18 protein-coding genes and 1 pseudogene are annotated in these 18,606 nt (G+C 64.1%); 11 read left to right on the top strand and 8 right to left on the bottom strand.

Features of this window, described 5'->3' with window-relative positions; translation table 11 throughout:
- Nucleotides 1-453, top strand: a complete 453-nt coding sequence (locus tag HMPREF3153_RS10485) for a hypothetical protein (RefSeq protein WP_070420811.1) — start codon at nt 1-3, stop codon at nt 451-453.
- A gap of 9 nt (nt 454-462) precedes the next feature.
- On the opposite strand, the gene HMPREF3153_RS10480 is transcribed toward HMPREF3153_RS10485, so the two are convergent.
- The 3 genes and pseudogenes from HMPREF3153_RS10480 to HMPREF3153_RS10475 form a co-directional block, all read right to left on the bottom strand.
- Nucleotides 463-750, bottom strand: coding sequence for a hypothetical protein (locus tag HMPREF3153_RS10480; protein ID WP_070420810.1), 288 nt, complete (start codon nt 748-750; stop codon nt 463-465).
- A gap of 10 nt (nt 751-760) precedes the next feature.
- A pseudogene (locus HMPREF3153_RS12665) lies at nt 761-862 on the bottom strand (BCCT family transporter); the annotation flags it as partial.
- Between the two features lie 187 nt (nt 863-1,049).
- The gene (locus HMPREF3153_RS10475) at nt 1,050-4,196 is read right to left on the bottom strand and encodes an error-prone DNA polymerase (protein ID WP_070420809.1); all 3,147 of its coding nucleotides are present in this window, start codon (nt 4,194-4,196) and stop codon (nt 1,050-1,052) included.
- Nucleotides 4,197-4,329: 133 nt separating this feature from the next.
- Between HMPREF3153_RS10475 and HMPREF3153_RS10470 the strand changes: the two genes are divergently transcribed.
- From HMPREF3153_RS10470 to HMPREF3153_RS10460, 3 genes are all read left to right on the top strand, one after another.
- A complete protein-coding gene (locus tag HMPREF3153_RS10470) occupies nt 4,330-5,214 on the top strand; it encodes a MetQ/NlpA family ABC transporter substrate-binding protein (RefSeq protein WP_046646586.1) in 885 nt (294 codons plus the stop codon).
- An 84-nt stretch (nt 5,215-5,298) separates the two neighbouring features.
- Complete coding sequence (locus HMPREF3153_RS10465) at nt 5,299-6,342, top strand: methionine ABC transporter ATP-binding protein (protein ID WP_046646587.1); 1,044 nt, start codon at nt 5,299-5,301, stop codon at nt 6,340-6,342.
- Nucleotides 6,339-7,019 carry a methionine ABC transporter permease gene (locus HMPREF3153_RS10460; RefSeq protein WP_070420808.1) on the top strand — a complete coding sequence of 227 codons (681 nt, stop codon included), beginning with the start codon at nt 6,339-6,341 and terminating at the stop codon, nt 7,017-7,019. The genes HMPREF3153_RS10465 and HMPREF3153_RS10460 overlap by 4 nt, the downstream gene beginning before the upstream one ends.
- Here the strand turns inward: HMPREF3153_RS10460 and HMPREF3153_RS10455 are convergent.
- Complete coding sequence (locus HMPREF3153_RS10455; protein ID WP_070420902.1) at nt 7,006-7,860, bottom strand: sucrase ferredoxin; 855 nt, start codon at nt 7,858-7,860, stop codon at nt 7,006-7,008. The genes HMPREF3153_RS10460 and HMPREF3153_RS10455 overlap by 14 nt on opposite strands.
- Nucleotides 7,861-7,975: 115 nt before the next feature.
- On the opposite strand from HMPREF3153_RS10455, the gene HMPREF3153_RS10450 reads away from it, so the two are divergent.
- Nucleotides 7,976-8,596: an AMIN-like domain-containing (lipo)protein gene (locus tag HMPREF3153_RS10450; RefSeq protein WP_070420807.1), complete on the top strand. Its 621-nt coding sequence runs from the start codon at nt 7,976-7,978 to the stop codon at nt 8,594-8,596.
- A 6-nt stretch (nt 8,597-8,602) separates the two neighbouring features.
- On the opposite strand, the gene HMPREF3153_RS10445 is transcribed toward HMPREF3153_RS10450, so the two are convergent.
- Both HMPREF3153_RS10445 and HMPREF3153_RS10440 read right to left on the bottom strand, forming a co-directional pair.
- Nucleotides 8,603-10,156 (bottom strand): Y-family DNA polymerase, encoded by a 1,554-nt coding sequence (locus HMPREF3153_RS10445; protein ID WP_070420806.1) that lies wholly within the window; start codon nt 10,154-10,156, stop codon nt 8,603-8,605.
- Nucleotides 10,153-10,845: a hypothetical protein gene (locus tag HMPREF3153_RS10440; protein WP_246817198.1), complete on the bottom strand. Its 693-nt coding sequence runs from the start codon at nt 10,843-10,845 to the stop codon at nt 10,153-10,155. The genes HMPREF3153_RS10445 and HMPREF3153_RS10440 overlap by 4 nt, the downstream gene beginning before the upstream one ends.
- Before the next feature lie 65 nt (nt 10,846-10,910).
- On the opposite strand from HMPREF3153_RS10440, the gene HMPREF3153_RS10435 reads away from it, so the two are divergent.
- The gene (locus tag HMPREF3153_RS10435; protein ID WP_034656540.1) at nt 10,911-11,324 is read left to right on the top strand and encodes a hypothetical protein; all 414 of its coding nucleotides are present in this window, start codon (nt 10,911-10,913) and stop codon (nt 11,322-11,324) included.
- 3 nt (nt 11,325-11,327) lie between these two features.
- Here HMPREF3153_RS10435 and HMPREF3153_RS10430 read toward each other — a convergent pair whose 3' ends face one another.
- Both HMPREF3153_RS10430 and HMPREF3153_RS10425 read right to left on the bottom strand, forming a co-directional pair.
- Nucleotides 11,328-11,981 (bottom strand): response regulator transcription factor, encoded by a 654-nt coding sequence (locus tag HMPREF3153_RS10430; RefSeq protein ID WP_070420805.1) that lies wholly within the window; start codon nt 11,979-11,981, stop codon nt 11,328-11,330.
- A 2-nt stretch (nt 11,982-11,983) separates the two neighbouring features.
- Nucleotides 11,984-13,132 carry an ATP-binding protein gene (locus HMPREF3153_RS10425; protein WP_070420804.1) on the bottom strand — a complete coding sequence of 383 codons (1,149 nt, stop codon included), beginning with the start codon at nt 13,130-13,132 and terminating at the stop codon, nt 11,984-11,986.
- On the opposite strand from HMPREF3153_RS10425, the gene HMPREF3153_RS10420 reads away from it, so the two are divergent.
- From HMPREF3153_RS10420 to HMPREF3153_RS13070, 5 genes are all read left to right on the top strand, one after another.
- Nucleotides 13,131-14,261 carry a PspC domain-containing protein gene (locus tag HMPREF3153_RS10420; protein ID WP_083281028.1) on the top strand — a complete coding sequence of 377 codons (1,131 nt, stop codon included), beginning with the start codon at nt 13,131-13,133 and terminating at the stop codon, nt 14,259-14,261. The two genes, HMPREF3153_RS10425 and HMPREF3153_RS10420, sit on opposite strands and share 2 nt — an antisense overlap.
- A complete protein-coding gene (locus HMPREF3153_RS10415) occupies nt 14,261-15,868 on the top strand; it encodes a permuted SH3 domain-containing protein (RefSeq protein WP_070420802.1) in 1,608 nt (535 codons plus the stop codon). The genes HMPREF3153_RS10420 and HMPREF3153_RS10415 overlap by 1 nt, the downstream gene beginning before the upstream one ends.
- Entirely contained in the window at nt 15,865-16,536 is a 672-nt protein-coding gene (locus HMPREF3153_RS10410) for an ABC transporter ATP-binding protein (RefSeq protein WP_070420801.1), read from the top strand. Before HMPREF3153_RS10415 ends, HMPREF3153_RS10410 begins: the two co-directional genes overlap by 4 nt.
- Complete coding sequence (locus tag HMPREF3153_RS10405) at nt 16,533-17,804, top strand: ABC transporter permease (protein WP_046646595.1); 1,272 nt, start codon at nt 16,533-16,535, stop codon at nt 17,802-17,804. The genes HMPREF3153_RS10410 and HMPREF3153_RS10405 overlap by 4 nt, the downstream gene beginning before the upstream one ends.
- 304 nt (nt 17,805-18,108) lie before the next feature.
- Entirely contained in the window at nt 18,109-18,540 is a 432-nt protein-coding gene (locus HMPREF3153_RS13070; RefSeq protein ID WP_070420800.1) for a hypothetical protein, read from the top strand.
- Nucleotides 18,541-18,606: the final 66 nt, after the last annotated feature.

Raw genomic sequence — 18,606 nt, 5'->3', positions numbered from 1 at the left:
ATGCCTATCCGCACCAAGTACTTCTATTCCAGCTTCGTCGGACTGCTCATTGCACTCGCCGCTATAGCAGTCAACCCCTTCTACAACGTCATTGCGATGTTCTTGTGGGCCGGCGGCCTTGCCTGGCTCGTCATCTGCCTGGGGCGACTTCAAGTTCTAATCGGAAAAGACAATATGGGCCCAGCCTTTGCAGACGAATATCAGCGCAGCCGCATCGATCGCGCGCGCAGCAACGTCTTCAAGTACACGTACTTCGCCCTCGGCAGTTTAATGGTGCTGATGCTCTGCCTGCCGTTGCTCGACCTAGTTGGACAAGACGTTCCATGGCCGGAAATCGTGCGCTGCCTAGGCATGCTGGCCGGCGTATTGATGTTCGGGGCATCGCTGACTCTGCTCGGCACGATCGCCCTTGGCATGGACGCCGACGATCATGCCGAACTCGCAGATTCCTAAACCCCTTTATTAGGTATCCTGCCCCCAGCCGTCGACAACTTCCTGCTTGGAGATGTACTCGCTGGCTTCGTAGTCATAAGGGATAGGCTCGCCCTCTTCGTCGGTACGCACGTACCACTCGGTGGCTTCCTCCGAGGTGGAGTCGAACTCCGCGCCGGTGGAGTACTCGGAGTTGCGCTCGGTTTGTTCGACCGATAGAGCAAAGTCGTCACCGTGCTCGCGAACGCCCTGCACCACGGCGTTGGCAAGCGCTTGCTCCTCAAAGTGGTAGAGAATAACCGCCGGGTCAAAAGACAAATCCCACCTCAACGCCACGGCCGATCTGCAAAGCACCAATGCCAAGCGACGCCGCGGTGCCGAACAGCGTCGCGATAATCGCCAAGCCATCGATAATGAGCGCAGGCACGGAATCCGCCCGTACTTAGAAAAGGCCGGGTAGAGCAGGAAGCAAAGCAGCCCGCTGCCAGAGTGGTAAAATCCAGCGCGGGGTGAATGTTGTGCGGGTAGACAGTATCTTTCAGGATGCGCCGCGCTGTACGGTCTCTTCGCTCTTCCATTCCCGTCCACGATAAACACATAACGAATGTTTACGCGGCCTAACGGAAATCACGCGAGCCGCGGGAGAGCCACTCACCCATGGCGAGCGGCTCCAGCTTGTCTGCCACCACGTTGACCGCGCCCGTGGCATTTTGCACGATGCCACGAATAACCAGCGCTTTAGACGTCCTGGCTACGGTCTTGTTGAGCTGCCACAGCCCCGGTGAGACCATCACGTTCATCAAGCCGGTCTCATCCTCCAAGCCCAAAAAGATGACGCCGGCGGCAGTCTGCGGACGCTGCCTATGCGTCACAATCCCGGCGATACGCACGCGCGTTCCATCCGGAACGTGGCGCAGGTCGGAGGCGGTGCACACGTGGGCGTCGTTAAGCGCGGCGCGCACGAGCTCCATCGGCTGTTTGTCATGGGTAACGCCAGTACTGGCGACGTCGGAAGCCATCAGCTCAAAAGCGCTCATCCCGGGCAGGCTCGGCGCAGAAATAGCCGAAAGTCCCGGCAACATGCCGGCACGCTCCGTCGCCGCAACGCCCGCCTGCCACAACGCCTGACGGCGCGAAAGCCCGAAACAATCCAACGCCCCCGCACAGGCCAATGCCTCCACGTGCTCCACGCTGAGATCCGCACGCCGCGCCAGGTCCGCAATATCCGCAAAAGGCGCCTGCGCGCATGCATCCTCGATACGCTGCGCAGCCTTCTCCCCCAACCCCTTGATGAGGTTAAGGCCCAGCCGGATCGCCACCTCGCCGCTGTCTTGGACCACCGCACGCGCCTGACACCCCGAAGCGTTCACGTCCAGCGGAAGAACTTCCACTCCGTGCCGCCGCGCATCCTGAATGAGCGATTGCGGCGAATAAAAGCCCATCGGCTGCGCCCGCAACAATCCCACGCAGAACTGCGCCGGATAGTGATACTTCATCCACGCCGAGAAGTAGACCAACGAGGCAAAAGACTGCGAGTGCGACTCCGGGAAGCCATAGGCTGCAAAGGCCACAATCTTGTTCCACAGTTTGTCCGCGGTCTCGCCCACAATCCCATTGGTCTGCGCCAGCCCGTCGTAGAAGCGCTGCCGAATCGCCGCCATCCGCGCAGGCGATCGCTTCGAGCCCATCGCACGCCGCAAATCGTCGGCCTCCGCGCCGGAAAAGCCCGCGGCGTCGACGGCAATCTGCATCAGCTGCTCCTGAAACAGCGGAATGCCCAGCGTCTTGCCCAGGGACTTCTCCAGCACCGGGTGGTCATAGGTCACCGCCTCCTTACCGTCGCGCCGGCGCAGATAAGGATGCACCGAACCACCCTGAATCGGGCCGGGACGAATGAGCGCAACCTCCACCACCAAGTCGAAGAACTTCTGCGGGCGCAAACGCGGCAGCGTGGACAGCTGCGCGCGCGACTCCACCTGGAACACCCCCACCGCGTCGGCGCGGCACAGCATGTCGTAGACCTCTTTTTCCGCCAGGTCCAGCTCCCACAGATTCACCTTGTGCCCAGTGGTCTCCTCCACCAAGTCCTGCATGTGGTGCAGCGCCTCGAGCATGCCCAGCCCCAGTAGATCGAACTTCACCAGCCCGGCCGCCGCGCAATCATCCTTGTCCCACTGCAACACCGAACGCTTTTCCATCCGTGCCCACTCCATCGGCACCACATCCGCGATGGGGCGGTCGCACAACACCATGCCGCCCGAGTGAATGCCCAGATGGCGCGGTTGCCCGAGGAATTGTTCCGCCAGCTTGACGACGTCCCCCGGCGGCTCCGAAAGCCCCTTCGACCAGGAATCCGCGGAGCCCTGTGGGTAGCCGAGGGCACGAGCGGCGTCGCGAGTCGCGCCCTTGCGGCGATACGTGATGACGTTGGCCACCTGCGCAGCCCGCTCACGCCCATACTTTTCGTAGACGTACTGGATAACCTCCTCGCGGCGACCGGACTCGATGTCAATGTCGATGTCCGGCGGCCCGTCGCGGTCAGGAGAAAGGAAACGCTCAAAAAGAAGGCCCGCGGAAATCGGTTCCGCGTTGGTAATACCCAAAGCAAAACACACCGCAGAGTTCGCCGCCGAGCCGCGGCCCTGGCACAGGATGTTGGAGCGCTTACAGAAATCCACTAGGTCGCACACGATGAGGAAGTAGCCGGGGAATGTCAGCTGTTCGATAACCCCTAGCTCATAGGCGATCTGCTTCCATGCCCGCTGCTGCACGTCAGCGGGCCGGGAGGCATAACGCTCCTCGGCGCGCACCCAGGTCAGGTGTTCCAGCCAGGTCATCTCCGTGTACCCGTCGGGCACCTCGAAGTCCGGCAGGTTGGGCGCCAACGCGTCCCAGGTAAAACTGCATTCGTTTAAAACAGCGACCGTCTCCGCGATAAGCTCCGGCCGGTCCGGGAAAAGCTGCGCCATCTGCTCACCCGAGCGCAGCCAGCCGGCGCCCATGGGGTGGGCATCGGGAGCCGCCTGCTCGAGGGACTGCCGCCTGGCCAACGCCTGCTTGGCACCAGCCAGCCTGGCCTGCTGCCGGGTGGCCGCTGCGGGACGAGCGGTTGCGATGGCCCGGAGGCCGTTGTATCTATCGAGCGCAGCATAGTGATCCGCGTCCTCAGGAGTCATAGTGCACGCATATTCGAGGACTATGCTGTCTATTTTTATTCTTTCGAGCAAGTGGTCGATTTTATCCAGCCACTCCCACCCCACCAGAAAAAGGCAATGATCCTGTAGCCGCTCAGTAATCTCCCCCAAGGGCGGGTACGCCACTTCGCCCTTTACCCCCGCATCCATACGGGCCTGTGCGATCAAACGTGAAAGCCGGCGGTACCCCTCGGGTGTGCGAGCAAGGACGGTCAGGGGGGCGTCGGAAAGCGAAAGCTCCGCACCGAACACCGCAGGTAGCCCCACTTTGGCTGCGGCCTCAGCGAATTTCATGAGGCCGTAGAATCCGTCCTTGTCCACCAGCGCAAGGCCACACAGACCCAGCTCCACCGCCCGCGCCACCAGCTCCTCTGGTTCCGAAGCGCCGTCCAAAAAGCTATAGGACGACACGGCATGCAGCTCCGCAAACGCCACTGACGACGCCCCGTGCTCCGGCAAATCCACAGGGGAACCCACATGATCCACGGGCACGGGAGTGGGCGTAGGACGTCCAGAAAGAATCCTTTCCACCCGTGACCAGGGCAGCGCCGCCCCACCGTTGAACCTCATGGAAAAACAATATGATCGAAATTATGTTCTAGTCAATTTACGTGCACGCTACATCCGATATAGACAAAGCGGTTCAATCCCTGTTAGGTTTCTTTCATTCAAATCTATTTCAATCGAAGGGATTCCTCCTATCATGCGTATCCGTCGCGTTCTTGCAGCTTCCTCCGCAGCAGTTATCGCAGCCACCAGCCTCGTGGCTTGCTCCTCCGATTCCTCCGACTCCGCTTCCGGCGAGCCTGACGGCCCAATCGTCATCGGCACTACCGACGCCGCCAAGAAGGCATGGTCTGCTTTCGAGGACGAGGCTGAGAAGCAGGGTCTCGAGATCGAGGTCAAGAACTTCTCCGACTACAACACCCCGAACCAGGCCCTGAACCAGGGCGAGCTGGACACCAACAACTTCCAGCACCTGAAGTTCCTTGCTGAGTTCAACAAGGGCAACGGCACCGACCTCGTTCCGATCGTCGCAACCGAGATCGTTCCGCTGGCCCTGTTCTGGAAGGACCACAAATCCCTCGACGGCATCGAGGGCCAGGAAGTCGCCATCCCGAACGACTCCACCAACCAGGGCCGCGCCATCAACGTGCTGGTCCAGGCCAAGCTCGTCACTCTGAAGAAGGAAGGCCTCATCACCCCGGGTCTGCCGGACATCGACGAGGCTAAATCCAAGGTCAAGGTTGTGCCTGTCGACGCCGCCCAGACCCCAACCGCTTACGGCGAGGGCAAGCCGGCCATCATCAACAACTCCTTCCTCGACCGCGCAGGTATCGACCCGACCACCTCCGTGTTCCAGGATGACCCGAACTCCCCAGAAGCTGAGCCTTACATCAACGCATTCGTCGTTCGCGCTGAGGATGCTAACAACGAGCAGATCAAGAAGGTCGCTGAAATCTGGCACACTAAGGCTGTCCAGGACGCAGTTGCTGAGGACTCCAAGGGCACCTCCGTTCCCGTTGAGAAGTCCGCAGAAGAGCTGAAGGAAATCCTCGACCGCCTGGAAAAGACCACTTCCAAGTAGTCATCTCAGCCTTCCCCGGAACACCACAGCGTGTCCGGGGTTTCGGCCGTCAACCGTCACATCGATTTGAAGGAAACACCTCACGTGACACAGCAATCAGGGGCCAAGCAAGGTACCCGCATTGAGTTTCGAAACATCACCAAGGTTTTCAAGAACAAGAAGACCGAAACAAAGGCGCTTGACAGCGTTTCCCTGACCGTCGAGCCCGGCGAGATCGTCGGCATCATCGGTTTCTCCGGCGCCGGTAAGTCCACGTTGGTCCGCATGATCAACGGCCTGGACAAGCCGACCTCCGGCCAGCTGCTGCTAGACGGCACCGACATCGTGGGCATGCCAGAGCCCACGCTGCGCGGCATTCGCCGCAACATCGGCATGATCTTCCAGCAGTTCAACCTGATGTCTTCGCGTACCGCTGCGGGCAACATTGAGTACCCACTGCGTCTGGCAGGTGTTCCAAAGGAGGAGCGCAAGCGCCGCGTCGAGGAGCTCCTGCAGTTCGTCGGCCTGGGCGACAAGGGCTCGAACTACCCGGAGCAGCTCTCCGGCGGTCAGAAGCAGCGCGTGGGCATCGCTCGTGCGCTGGCTACCAACCCGTCCCTGCTGCTGGCCGACGAAGCCACCTCCGCGCTCGACCCCACCACCACCCACGAGGTGCTGGAACTGCTGCGTAAGGTCAACCGCGACCTTGGCATCACCATCGTCGTGATTACCCACGAGATGGAGGTCGTCCGCTCCATCGCCGACAAGGTCGCCGTGATGGAAAACGGCCGCATCATCGAGGCCGGTAGCGTATACGAGGTCTTCTCCAACCCGCGCACCGAGGTCGCGTCCAAGTTCGTGGCAACCTCCCTGCGCAATACCCCGGACCTCGTCGAGGCAGATGACCTGCTCGCGCATGAGGGCCGCTTGTTCACCATCAATCTGACCGAGAACTCCGGCTTCTTCGCCGCTTCTGCTCGCCTGGCCGAACAAGGCGTATCCATTGCGGTCGTTCACGGCGGCATCACGACGCTGCAGAAGCACTCCTTCGGCAAGCTGACGGTCCGCCTCAACGGCAACCCGGCTGCCATCGAGGAGTTCTACAACACCTTGCAACAGACCACCGAGATTGAGGAGATTTCCCGATGAACGTGACCTACCAAGCTGCCGCTGACTGGGATCGCTTGGGCGATACCCTCGTCGAGGCCATCCAAGACACCCTCATCATGGTCTCCACCACCATGGTGGTCGCAGGTCTCCTCGGCCTCGTGCTGGGCGTGCTGCTCTTTACCACCCGCCCGGGTGGCATCCTGCAGAACAAGGTTGTCTACTTCATCATCAACATCCTGGTGAACTTCGTCCGCCCGATTCCGTTCATCATCCTGCTGGCCTTCGCGCAGCCGCTAACCGTGGCGGTCCTTGGCGGTTCCATCGGCCGCGAGCCGGCGACCTTCGTCATGATCATCGCAGCCACCTTCGCCGTGGCCCGCATCGTGGAGCAAAACCTCGTGGCCATCGACCCGGGTGTCATCGAGGCCGCCCGCGCGATGGGCGCTTCCCCGTGGAAGATCATCACCTCGGTCATCATCCCGGAGGCTCTCGGCCCGCTGGTTCTGGGCTACACCTTCCTGTTCATCGGCATCGTCGACATGTCCGCGATGGCCGGCTACGTCGGAGGCGGCGGCTTGGGTGACTTTGCCATCGTCTACGGCTACCGCGCCTTCGAGTGGGAAGTCACCGTGGTGGCAACGCTCATCATCATCGTGCTGGTCCAGGCCGCACAGTTCTTCGGCAACTGGCTCTCGGCCAAGATTATGCGCCGCTAACGTTCTCCGCGTGCACACCCACTGCGTGCCACGCCTTCGAGGTCTTCGGTTCGTCCCCACACGAGGAGACGACGCCGGAGACCTCTTTTTCTTGCAATTCCACCCGCCACTCACGGCCGTCGGCGTGGCGCACGTGGGCGTCGTCAGCGCGCAGCTGTCCAAAACGCACGCGCTCCCCTGCCTCGATCAACCCACGCGCCACGGCCAGCTCTGCCACCTGCCCGCGCGGTCCGTACAAACCGCAGCCGCGGTTGCCCGGGTAGAAGTACTCGCCGCGCTGCGCAGCGCGCACCAGTTCACGGGCTGCCTCAATGTTGAGACGCCCAAAGGAATAGCCCCACGGCATCAGCAGAATCGACGGCGCAAAACGGTGCCCCTTCGTGTGCGAAGTCTCCCATACGACGTCTGGGAATTCGGCGGCCAGTTCCGCCGCCAGCGCGCGCCCTTTCACGGCGCAGCACACGTCACGGCGTCCATGGGTGCAGATGAGCACGAGCGGATGCTTTGCGACGTCGCCAAGCGGCGCCCCCAAATCCAGCCCCAGGATGTCCGCGGGTCCATCGAGGAGATACTCCTTGTATACGCCCTGTTCCGCCCACACCACGTAGCAGCGGTGCTGGCCGTTGATGACGCGGCCTTCCTTTCCGGGCTTGCGGATGAGCTGCAGCCCGGCGACGCCTTTGAGCTTGGCTTTGAGCTGCGCGGTGAGCTCGGGGCCGAAGGTTCCACCGTCAAGGATGTCGCGGGACCATCCGTTGGGCCATTCGAAGAGCACAAAGACGCTTTCCTTCTTCGCCGTGCCGGGGAGGGGCTCAACTTGTACGTCAGAGCAAAAAGTCATGAAGAACAGCTTACCTGTCCCATGCACCACACCAATCACAACAATGCGGTTACGATGTTCATTCTGTTCCCTCAATGGCTATGCATTTGAACGGGTTAGGCAATACTCTGTTTTTATGCCGAAAACATCCTCACTCGCGCCTGTGCTCGCCGCGCTCACCCTCGGCGCGGTTGCCTTGGCCGCGTGCTCTAGCGTTTCCGAGAATGCGGCCGCACCCACCTCTACCTTTGCTGCCACCTTGTCCGGCGGTGTCAACCAAACCTCCGCGCCCGCCGGCATCACCCCGCTCGGAGAGACCAACATTGAGCGCAAAACCGAACGCCCCCAAGCTCCGTCCAAGCTCGTTGTCACGGACGTCCGCGTAGGCAAGCACGACGGCTTCGAGCGCGTTGTCTTTGAATTCACTGGCGACGGCTCCCCCGGCTGGTTCATCGACTACGACGACAAACCAGCCCAGCAGGGCTCCGGCAACCCCATCACCTACAAGGGCTCTACCGCGCTGAACGTCAACATCGACGGCACGGTCTACCCCTTCGAGATGGACATGCCGGATCCACACATCGGAACTACGGAGGGCACGAGCGAATCCGGCGGTTTCATCACGCAGGTGGTCAGCTCGGGCACGTTTGAGGGCCGCTCCCAGTTTGTCGTTGGTATGAACAAGCGCCACCCGTACTCCGTACAGGTGCTGCGCGGCCCGACCCGCTTGGTCATCGACGTCCTCGCAGCGACCTAATCTCGCTCAGCAGTAGGAGGCTTCTACGCTCCACCTGCCGGCCGCCCACACCAGCAGCCACGCGCGCTGCCCTTTATCGCCCTGCCCCACCACTTGGAGCCGGGCGATTCTTTGTTCTTTCTCTCCCCACCACAACGTATCTACCGGCCAGGGTCCTGCCCAGCCAATCACCCGATAGCGTTTTTGCCCCCAGCCCAGCGCCACGGGAGCTGAGCTCAGCAGCGCTTCGGCGGTGACGTAGACGTCGTGGGAGGAGGCGTCGATAAGCCGAATGCGTGCAGCCGGATGCGCCAGGCTCGCTGGCAGCGGCGAGGGAATCCGCCCCGGCCAACTGCCCTCCGGCGCGGGATCGCGCTGCTCACCGTAGGGAACATACGCGATGCGCTCGGCCACTCCGCGCCCGCCTGCCTCCCGCGGCTGCAACACGCGATCCACACCCAACTGCGACTGCACGCGTGCGATAACACGCTTAGCCTGTTCATCGCTTTTTGCGTGCCCCCATAGCCCAGCGCTTGCAGGGGCCGCGACCTCCACCGGCTCCAGCGCCAGCTTGGACACCCCGCCGCCGTTAGATGCGCGGGCCGAGCTCAGCCAACCGTCGAGCTGCCAGCGCACACGATCCGCCGTGGCATTTTCGCTCAGCGCCTCCTGCGTGCGCCAGATTCGCTCCAGCCGCTCGCCGCCCACGAACTCCGCCACGACCCGCAACCGCAGACACACCTGCCCTGCTTCCTTCAGCACGCCATGCAACCGCGCCGCCAACTGCCTCGCCGCGAAGGCTGCCGCGTCCACGCGCTCCAACGGCTCCTCGAAGACCATCTCCACAGCAAGATCCGGCCGCGCCAGCTCCGGCGCCACTCGCCTATCCGGGGCCGCACTGGCCACCGCATGACAACGCCTGCCAGCCTCGCCAAAGCGCGTAGTGACCTGCCGCAACGGCAGCTGCGCGAGCTCACCTAGGCTGCGCACGCCCAACTTCGCCAGCTGACTCACCAACTCCTCAGGGCAGGCCAACGACGTCTCCGCTGCGAGCACGGCCACCGGCTGCTGCGCCAAAAACTCCCGCGAGCCACCCACCGGGACCACGGTGCCCACCCCCTGATGCCGTGCTGCAATGAGCGCCGTAGCAATCTCATCAGCCACCCCGATGGTGGCGTCGAGGCCGGCGCGGGAGGCGGCGTCGACAAGCATGTGCATCGCCACGCCCTCGCCACCATGGAAACGCCCGGCAGCGGCCGCATCCACGATGACTAGCCCCGGGCGCAGGACCTCAATGGATGACGCCACAGCGTCGAGACCTGCAGCAATCTCCGCGAACACCGCGCCGTCCCGGTCCGCGTTAAACTCCTCCACCCGCAACTCCGGCGACACCGCCTGGGCCTGCCGCAGACGCATCCCCCGCCGCACCCCAGCCCGGCGTGCGGGCGCATCGCAGACCACGACCTTATGTTGCGCCACGATAGCCGTGCCCTGCTGCGAACTTGACTGCCCTCCTGCACCGTCGAGAACACGCAGCGCCTGGACCGGCCAATCCGGAAACCACAACGCCGCGACCCTCATACCGCCTCCAAACGACGCCTCTGGCCGCACGTCATCATGCCTTGCTTGGCGCGCACACCTTTAGCCTCCACGCGCACGGCGATATCGATGCCGTTGATTCGCCCACTTCCGCGCCCCAGCCCGCGGAAGGTGGTGACTTCCGCATCGATTTCCGTGACGGTTCCCGGCAGGCGCACGCCCACCGTCAACACTGCCGCCTGCCCGCCACGGATCTTCGCCAGAACGGGCCGCGCTTTCGACGGCGTGACTTCCCCAACCCCGCGGTGAATAACGACATCGAGCCCTTCCGCCAACACTCCAGTCACGGCCCAGGGATCAGTCCCTGGATCGGGTACCACAATCACCCGCGAAAGATCCCCATTATCGGCCACTTGTGCGAGAGACAGTTCCGGCCATCCAACGATGCCGACGTGTCCGCCCTGCGCGCTAACATGGGAGACAATCTCCACGATGAGCGAGGGACAATCAGCACAGCGCACAACCTGCCGGCGAGCTAACCCTCCGCCCGGAAGCAGCTTGGCCAGTGCAGAAGGTGCCTCAACCAGCTCTACTTCCGGCTGCACTTGAGGTGCGATAGCAGGGCTTTCCAGCTTCTGCATCTCGGCGCGCAAAGCGGCAATACGGTCCGCACGGCTCAACGCCGAGCTACCGCTAACCATATCCGCTATGCGAACGCCTGTTTGATTCATTCCCCTATTATGAACCCTGCCCCGGACACACGCAATTACGTGTTCGAATGGTAGCGTTGACCGGCATGAACGCCCATCTCAGCGATATTCGCAACCTCAGCACTCCCATCCCCACCCCACACTGGGTTCGCCTGGGCGCATCTTTTCTCATCGGCGCGGCCGTGGCCGTCATGGTCAGCGATATCCACTTCGGCATCGCAATCGGCGCAGGCCTTATCTGTTTGATTGCCGCGTTCGCGCTTGTTTTTCTCCATCCTTATAGGGCTGAGCTGCGCGCTTACGCGGACAAGAAAAATGTGACCATGCTGCCCAACATCGGGCAGCTCGTCCCTCTGATGTTCCTATGGCTCATCGTTATGCTGGCCCCGCTGTTTTCGCTTCCAGTCTGGGGCGTGGCCGTGACGTGGCTGGTCATCGCGGGCGCTGCCTTCTTCGTATTCCCCCACGTAGACGGCACCCGCAAACTCGCCTACGCCTAGGACTCAGTCCAAATCGTGGCTCGCCGCCCAGCGCGTGAGCTGGTGGCGATTGGATTGCTGCGTCTTGCGCAAGATATTCGACGCATGCGTCTCCACCGTCTTCACCGAGATAAAGAGACGCTCGCCGATTTCGCGATACGTGTAACCGCGTGCGAGCAGCCGTAGCACCTCGAGTTCGCGCCTGGTCAGCGCGTCGACTGCCGGGTCCACTGATTCGTCCGGCGCTCCGGGCTTCGACTCGGCCAGCGCGCCGGACGCGAACGCGTCAAGCACGAATCCCGCCAGCCGCGGCGAGAAATACGCGTCGCCCTCATGCACGCGGCGCACGGCCGCTGCGAGTTCCGGACCCGAGATATTCTTCGTCACGTAGCCTCGCGCACCGGCGCGAATGAGCGCGATGACATCTTCTGCTGCATCTGAGACACTCAGCGCCAAGTACACCGGCCCTGGCGCCTCGCGCAGCACCGCCAGCCCGCCACCGTCCGGCATGTGCACGTCGAGCAGCACCACGTCCGGCTGCGACGCAGCAATCCCCGCCACCGCCTCGGCGACGGTACCCGCGTCACCTGCAACTTCGATATCGGCAGCCTGAGCGAGCTCCGCGCGCACGCCGGCACGGAAGACGGAGTGATCATCGACGAGGAAAACGGAAACCATGGCTACAAAGCTACCGTGAGCTCCACCTCGGTGCCCTGCCCCGGCGTCGATGTCACCCGCGCGGTGCCCCCGGCGTGTTCCATGCGCCCGCGGATAGAGTCCCGAATTCCGTGCCGGTCCCCGGCCACCGTGCTCGGGTCAAAGCCCGCGCCACGGTCGCGCACAAAAATGGACAGCTCGCCGGCTAAGTTTTCCGCATACACGTCCACCGTATCGACGCCCGCGTGCTTACCGGCGTTGACCATCGCCTCCCGCGCGGCCTGCACCGCGAGCTTCGTGGGCTCGGTAAGCTCGATATCTTCGCCCACCGTCACCGGCGCAATCCGCACTGGGAACAGGTCTTCGACCTCGCCACACGCCGCGGCCAGCGCGCCAAAGACCGTCGCCGGCGCTGCCGAGGGGGCGTCGAATAGCCAGGCGCGCAGCTCGCGTTCCTGCGATCGTGCGAGCCGCGCGACCTCCGCCGGATCCTCCGCGCGTTTTTGAATAAGCGCCAGGGTCTGCAGCACTGAGTCATGCAGGCGCGCCGCCATGATCGCCTGGGCTTCCGACGCCGCCTTCTCCGCGCCCTCATCCGCCACCTGGCGCCACAGCTTGAGCACGAGCGGCACCACGAGGGCGCCGAGACCGACAACGGTCAGCGCGACCGCCGCCAACGCCGGAATGAAGTCCGCGCCGCCGTCCCACCGCGCGATGGTAATGACCACGCCGGACAAGACGAGCACACTGCCCGCAGCAATGCTCAGCTTGCTCGTTATGTTCTCGAGCCCGCGGTCATAGGCCTGCCATGTCACGAGCGCACCCGCGCCGACGATGACCAGCGGCAGCAGCATGTTGGCTCCGCTGGCCAGCGCGCCGACGACCGCCGCCACGGCAATGAATACAAGCAACCAGTTAGCCCGGAAGTCGAAGCGGGAGGCGGGCGCGGGAGTATCAGCAGGCTTGGTCGCAACCCATACCCCGGCGTAGAGGAACGCGCCGAGGCCGCCCAAAGCGCACAACGCGGTCAAGGCCAGGCGTACGAACAACACGTCAACGCCCAGGTGCGCCGCCACCCCCGCGCCCACGCCCGCCACGACGCGGCCGTCCTGGGGACGTGCCAAGGTCGGGAACGCGGGCTGAGTCGCGCGCGACGCGTAGGGAGAACTCATGCCCTTAATCTTCGCACGGCTGCGCCCCGTGCGGATCGGGGTAAACCCTGAAGTTCAAAAATCAGGGCGTTCCCCGATGGTGGCTTACCTCGCAGTGCGTCACGATATAGGTATGAACACCGCGACTCTCAACCAGATGTGGGACACGCGCCCGCCCCGCATCCCGAGTAACCAGGGCGGCAATGCCATGATCGCCGGTGTCTGCGAAGGCATCGGCGTGCGCTACCAAATCGACCCAGTCCTCGTCCGCGTGGCTTTCGTTGTTACCGCGCTCGTCCTCGGCGGCGGCATCGCGCTCTACGCCCTGGCGTGGATGTGCATGCCGCTCTACGGCAAGGCCACCGCACCCGTCCAGGACCTCTTTGGCAAGGCCGACGGCCCGAAGTCCGAATCCAGCCTCGCCGTCGGGCTCATCATTCTCTTCGCCGCCACGGCCGGCTTCGGCCCACTGTTCGGCGAGAAGCAAACCCTCTCCACCGTCGTCATTTTCATCCTCGCCGCCGTAGCCTGGTACGGACTGCACCAACGCCAACCCATCCCGCCCGCCGGCCTCCTCGCGGCGCCGGTCCCCGACGCCGCCCCGGGGCCCGATATGTCCGCCTTCACCCCCGTCGAGGGCTACCCGTTTCCGCCGGGGCGCACGACCCCACCGTCCTGGGATCCCCTGGGCACGGTGCCCGAGGCCTGGGACCTGCCAGACCCCGCGCCCGCCCCCGCACCCAAGAAGAAATCCCACGAGGGTCTCATCGCGACGGTCGCCGTGAGCGCCGCTGTCATCGTGGGCATCTCATTTATATGGACAATGGCCGCGTCCGAAGACAACACGAAGAACCACGCGGGCTCGGTCACCTATACCGTGCGCGACGCCGCGGACCTGCCGGACGCCTTTTCCAACGGCGTGGGATCCATGACCATCGACCTGCGCGAGCTCACGCTCGATAAGCCCCGCACGCTCACCATCGATAACGACGTGGGCAGCATCGATGTCTACCTGCCGGACAATCTGCCCATCGCGCTCGAATGCGACACCGGCATTGGTGAGAGCAACTGCGTTCCGCGCACCGATCCCGGCGCTAAGCTGACGTTAATTATCGATAACGGAATTGGCACTACTACTATTCACGAGTAATGAAAAAGAAGACTATCGCTATCACCACCGCCGCCCTCGCCGTCCTCGCTGCGGGCGGTAGTGGTGCCTACTACCTCGCCTTCGGCCCCGACGGCGTGGTGCTCACCGCCGCTGATGTCACGACCGTCGCGGCGAAGGACATCACGCAGTCCGTGCCCGCAACGGGCACCATCGCCGCGGCGCGCGAGGTCTCGCTCGCCACGACGCAAACGGGTCCCATTGTCACGCTCGACGCGAAAGTCGGCCAACGGGTCAAAGCTAACCAGGAGCTCGCCTCGTTCGACACCTCCGCCGCCGAGCGCGAGTTGCACAGCCAACGCGCGTCCCAGGCTGCAGAGGAAATCACGGCCTTCAACCAGATCGAGGCCGCGCAGCTGGAACTGGCGCACTCCCAAGACGCGCTGGATCAGGGGCTCAACGGCGAGGTAAACGCCGCGCGTGCCTCCGTCGATACCGCGCAGCGCGCCTACGACGACGCCGCGCGGGCCGTCGCCGACTCCCGCGCTGCCTCCGATCCGTCGGTCGCCGAGGCCGCCGCCGCGGTCGACACGGCCCGCGCCGGGCTGCGCACCGCGAATAACGCATCGCTACAGGCCGCGCTCGCCACGCTCGGTGCTGCTGGCGAGGGCACCGCGGATGGCGCCACCATTGCCACGTCGCTGCTCGCCTCGGTCGAGGCGGATGACGCGGTCAGCGACGCCCAGAACCGGGTTGACCACGCCGAGGAGTCCTACGCCCACGCGCTCGAGGGCGTCGACCGCGAGGTGGGATCCAAGCAGCGCGCCGCCAACGCCGCCTACGCCCAGCTTTCCGACGCCCAGCTCGCCCAGCGCGCCGCAGAGCTCGGCGCCCAACAGCAAATCGCCACGCAATCCCAGGCCGTCAACCACGCCCTCAAGTCCGCCGCGGGCGCCCGCGTCGCCGCCGAGGAAGCCAATGCGAAACTCGAGTTCGACATCTCCGGTTCTCACCTCCTCTCGCCGCTCAGCGGCGTGATCACGTCCGTCACCGCGCAGCAAGGCCGCCCCGCCGAGGGGCCGCTGCTCGCGATCGCGGATGACTCGTCCCTCCTCGTCAAGGCAACGGTCAAGGAAGCCGACATCGCGGATATAAAGGTCGGCGACCGCGTCACGTTCACCTCCCCCAGCCAGCCGCATAAGGAATACACGGGCACCGTGTCCTTCATCTCGCCCGTCTCCGCCGCGCCCGCCGAGGCCGCCGGCTCTGGGGCCTCCACGCCGGCGGGGAACGGTACCGGCGCGGGTTCGGGGAAGGCCGAGTTCCCCATCGAAGTCCGCGTGGACGGCAACCGCGAGGGCCTGCGTCTAGGTTCCACGGCAAAGGTCAAGGTCGTCACGCACGAGGACAAAGACGCGCTGACAGTTCCGCTCAGCGCGCTCATCGGTGGCGACAAAGCCGTGCTCGTCGTTTCCGACTCCGGCACCATCGAGCGCCGCGACGTGAAATTGGGCACCCGCACCGATTTCGAAGCCGCCGTCACCTCTGGCCTCCGCCGCGGCGACCGCGTGCTCACCCAGGGCGCGGCCCATGAAGGCGACGTCGGCCAGCAGGCATACCTGCCCGACGCAGCGAGCGGAGAGAAATGAGCCTCATCGACATGCGGGGCATCGTCAAGCGCTTTAACGAGGGCACCGACGCCGAAATCACCGTCCTGCCTGGCTGCGACTTCTCGATGGAACCTGGCGAGTTCGTCGCCGTCATCGGCCAGTCCGGCTCCGGCAAATCTACGCTCATGAACATCATTGGGCTGCTCGATCGCCCCACCGCGGGCACGTATTTCCTCGGCGGCGAAGACGTCTCCACCTACAACGATGCCGCACTCGCCCGCCTGCGCGCCGACAAGCTCGGCTTCGTCTTCCAGAACTTCAACCTCATCGGCCGCATCACCGCGCTCGCCAACGTGGAGATGCCCATGGTTTACGCCGGCGTGCCCCGCCGCGAGCGCTCCCGCCGCGCCGCCGAGCTTCTCGACCTCGTCGGCATGTCCGAGCGCGCCAGCCACCTGCCCAACGAACTCTCCGGCGGCCAGAAGCAACGCGTGGCGATTGCCCGCGCGCTCGCCAACAACCCGGAGGTCATCCTCGCCGACGAGCCCACCGGTGCCCTTGACTCCCAGACCGGCCGCCTCGTCATGGACCTCTTCCACGAGCTCAACCGCGAGCGCGGCACCTCCATCGTGTTTATCACCCACAACCCGGAGCTCGCCGCCGAGTGCTCGCGCACCGTGACCATGACGGACGGGGTGCTGAAATGAATCTCACCGAATCTTTGCGCATGGCGCTCACCTCGCTGCGCACCAACAAGATGCGCTCGCTACTCACGCTGCTGGGCGTCATCATCGGCATTGCCGCCGTCATCGCGATCCTCACCCTCGGCTCCGCGCTCAAGGGCCAGTTCACCTCTGACCTCGACAAGGTCGGCGCCAATAACTTCCAGGTCCAGGTCAAGGAGCGCACCGACGAAGGTGAGACCGACTACTACGTCGAATCCTCCGTCGACGACCCCGACTCCCTCCTCACCCCCGAACAGCTCGAGCAGGTGCGCACGGCGCTCGCTCCCGACGTCGAGGGCGTCATCATCGGCGAAACCGACACGTATCCGGGCGACCTGACGGTAGAGGGGGCATCGGAAAGCTCAGCGGTAGCGGTGAAACCCACCAACCCGGACTACGTGACGGCCTCGCAGTTCACCGTCCGCACCGGCCGCGCACTCACGGACGACGACATCGCGGCCGACCGTGCCGTGACCATGCTCTCCGCCGCGACCGCCACCGAGCTCTTCGGCGACGCCGACCCGGTGGGCCAGACACTGAATTTTGCCTCGCTCGACGGCACGGATCTCGAGCTCACCGTCATCGGCGTCTACGACAGCCCCGACACCGGCGCGCTCATCGGTGGCGGTGGGCCCGAATACGCGCTCGTGCCCTATCCTCTCGCTGCACAGCTTTCCGACGCCCCTTTAGCCGGCGAGGCCTTTTCCTCCGTGTCCCTGCGCGCGGCGCCCGGCACGGACAAGGCCGCGCTCGGCGCGCGGCTCCAAGCGGCCTTCGACTCGATGTACGCCGACAACGAGGACTACCGCGTCGAGGTCACCGACTTCAGCAAGGACCTGGCGAGCCTCAACCAGCTGCTCACGGCGTTGTCCGCGGCGATTGCGGCAATCGGCGGGATCTCGCTGCTCGTCGGTGGCATCGGCGTTATGAACATCATGCTGATTACCGTCACGGAGCGCACCCGCGAGATTGGCGTGCGCAAGGCGCTCGGCGCGCGGCGGCGTGACATCCGCCTGCAGTTCGTGACGGAGGCCATCATCGTGTGTCTCATCGGTGGGCTCATCGGCGTGGTGCTCGGCTCTGTGGCGGGCATGATCGGCTCGTCGCTCATGGGCTACTTCGTGTTCCCGCCGCTCGGCGCGATTGTGGTCTCGCTGCTCTTCGCCCTCGCCATCGGGCTTTTCTTCGGCTACTACCCTGCCGGCAAAGCGGCAAAGCTCGACCCGATTGAGGCCCTGCGCTACGAGTAGCCTGGCTGCACGATTCATTTCGGCAACGACTACAACGAAGCTGCCCATCCCGCCATCCTCGCGGCCCTCGCCGCACCGGGATCGCATGCGGGCTACGGTCTCGACGAGCATGACGTCGAGACCGCGATGGCCTATATCTCGCAACCCACCGCATACGGCACCTTGTACTCACACTCAGAGCTCACCGAATTGCGCGCTATTTGCGACGAGTATTCGCTCACGCTCTTCGTCGACGGCGCCCCGCCTCGGCTATGGCCGCGCGGCCTCGGACGTCACGCTGCCGAACCTCGCACGTCTCGCTCACGTGTTTACCATCGGCGGCACGAAGTGCGGCGCCGCCTTCGGCGAGGCCGTCGTCTTCGCCACCCCGCACCCATACTTCCGCAACGCGATGAAGCAGAACTCCGGGCTGCTGGCCAAGGGTTGGCTGCTCGGCGCACAATACGAAGCGCTCTTTACCGACGGCCTCTACGAGGCGATCACGGCTCACGCCAACGAGCAAGCCGCCCGGATCGCCGCCGCCTTCGCCTCCGCCGGCATTCGGATGCTCTTCGGCCCGCCCCCCAACCAGCAGTTCGCGCTTCTCACCTTGGCCCAGGAGGCCGCGCTGTCCGAGGACTACGTCTGCCAGTTCTTCGAGGAACACGACGGCCTGCGCGCCGTGCGTTTCTGCACGTCATGGTCCACACGCGGCGAGGACGTCGACGCGCTCTGCGCCTCCATCGCCCAACTCTAGGTCTACCCCTGTTCGAATACCCCTGTTCGACAAATACATTGGACAATCGGTTGCAGGCTTTCCGAT

The organism is Corynebacterium sp. HMSC06C06, from assembly GCF_001807295.1.
Lineage (GTDB): Bacteria > Actinomycetota > Actinomycetes > Mycobacteriales > Mycobacteriaceae > Corynebacterium > Corynebacterium striatum.
Note: the sequence above shows the minus strand (reverse complement) of the source record. Positions and strands in the feature narration are given on the sequence as shown.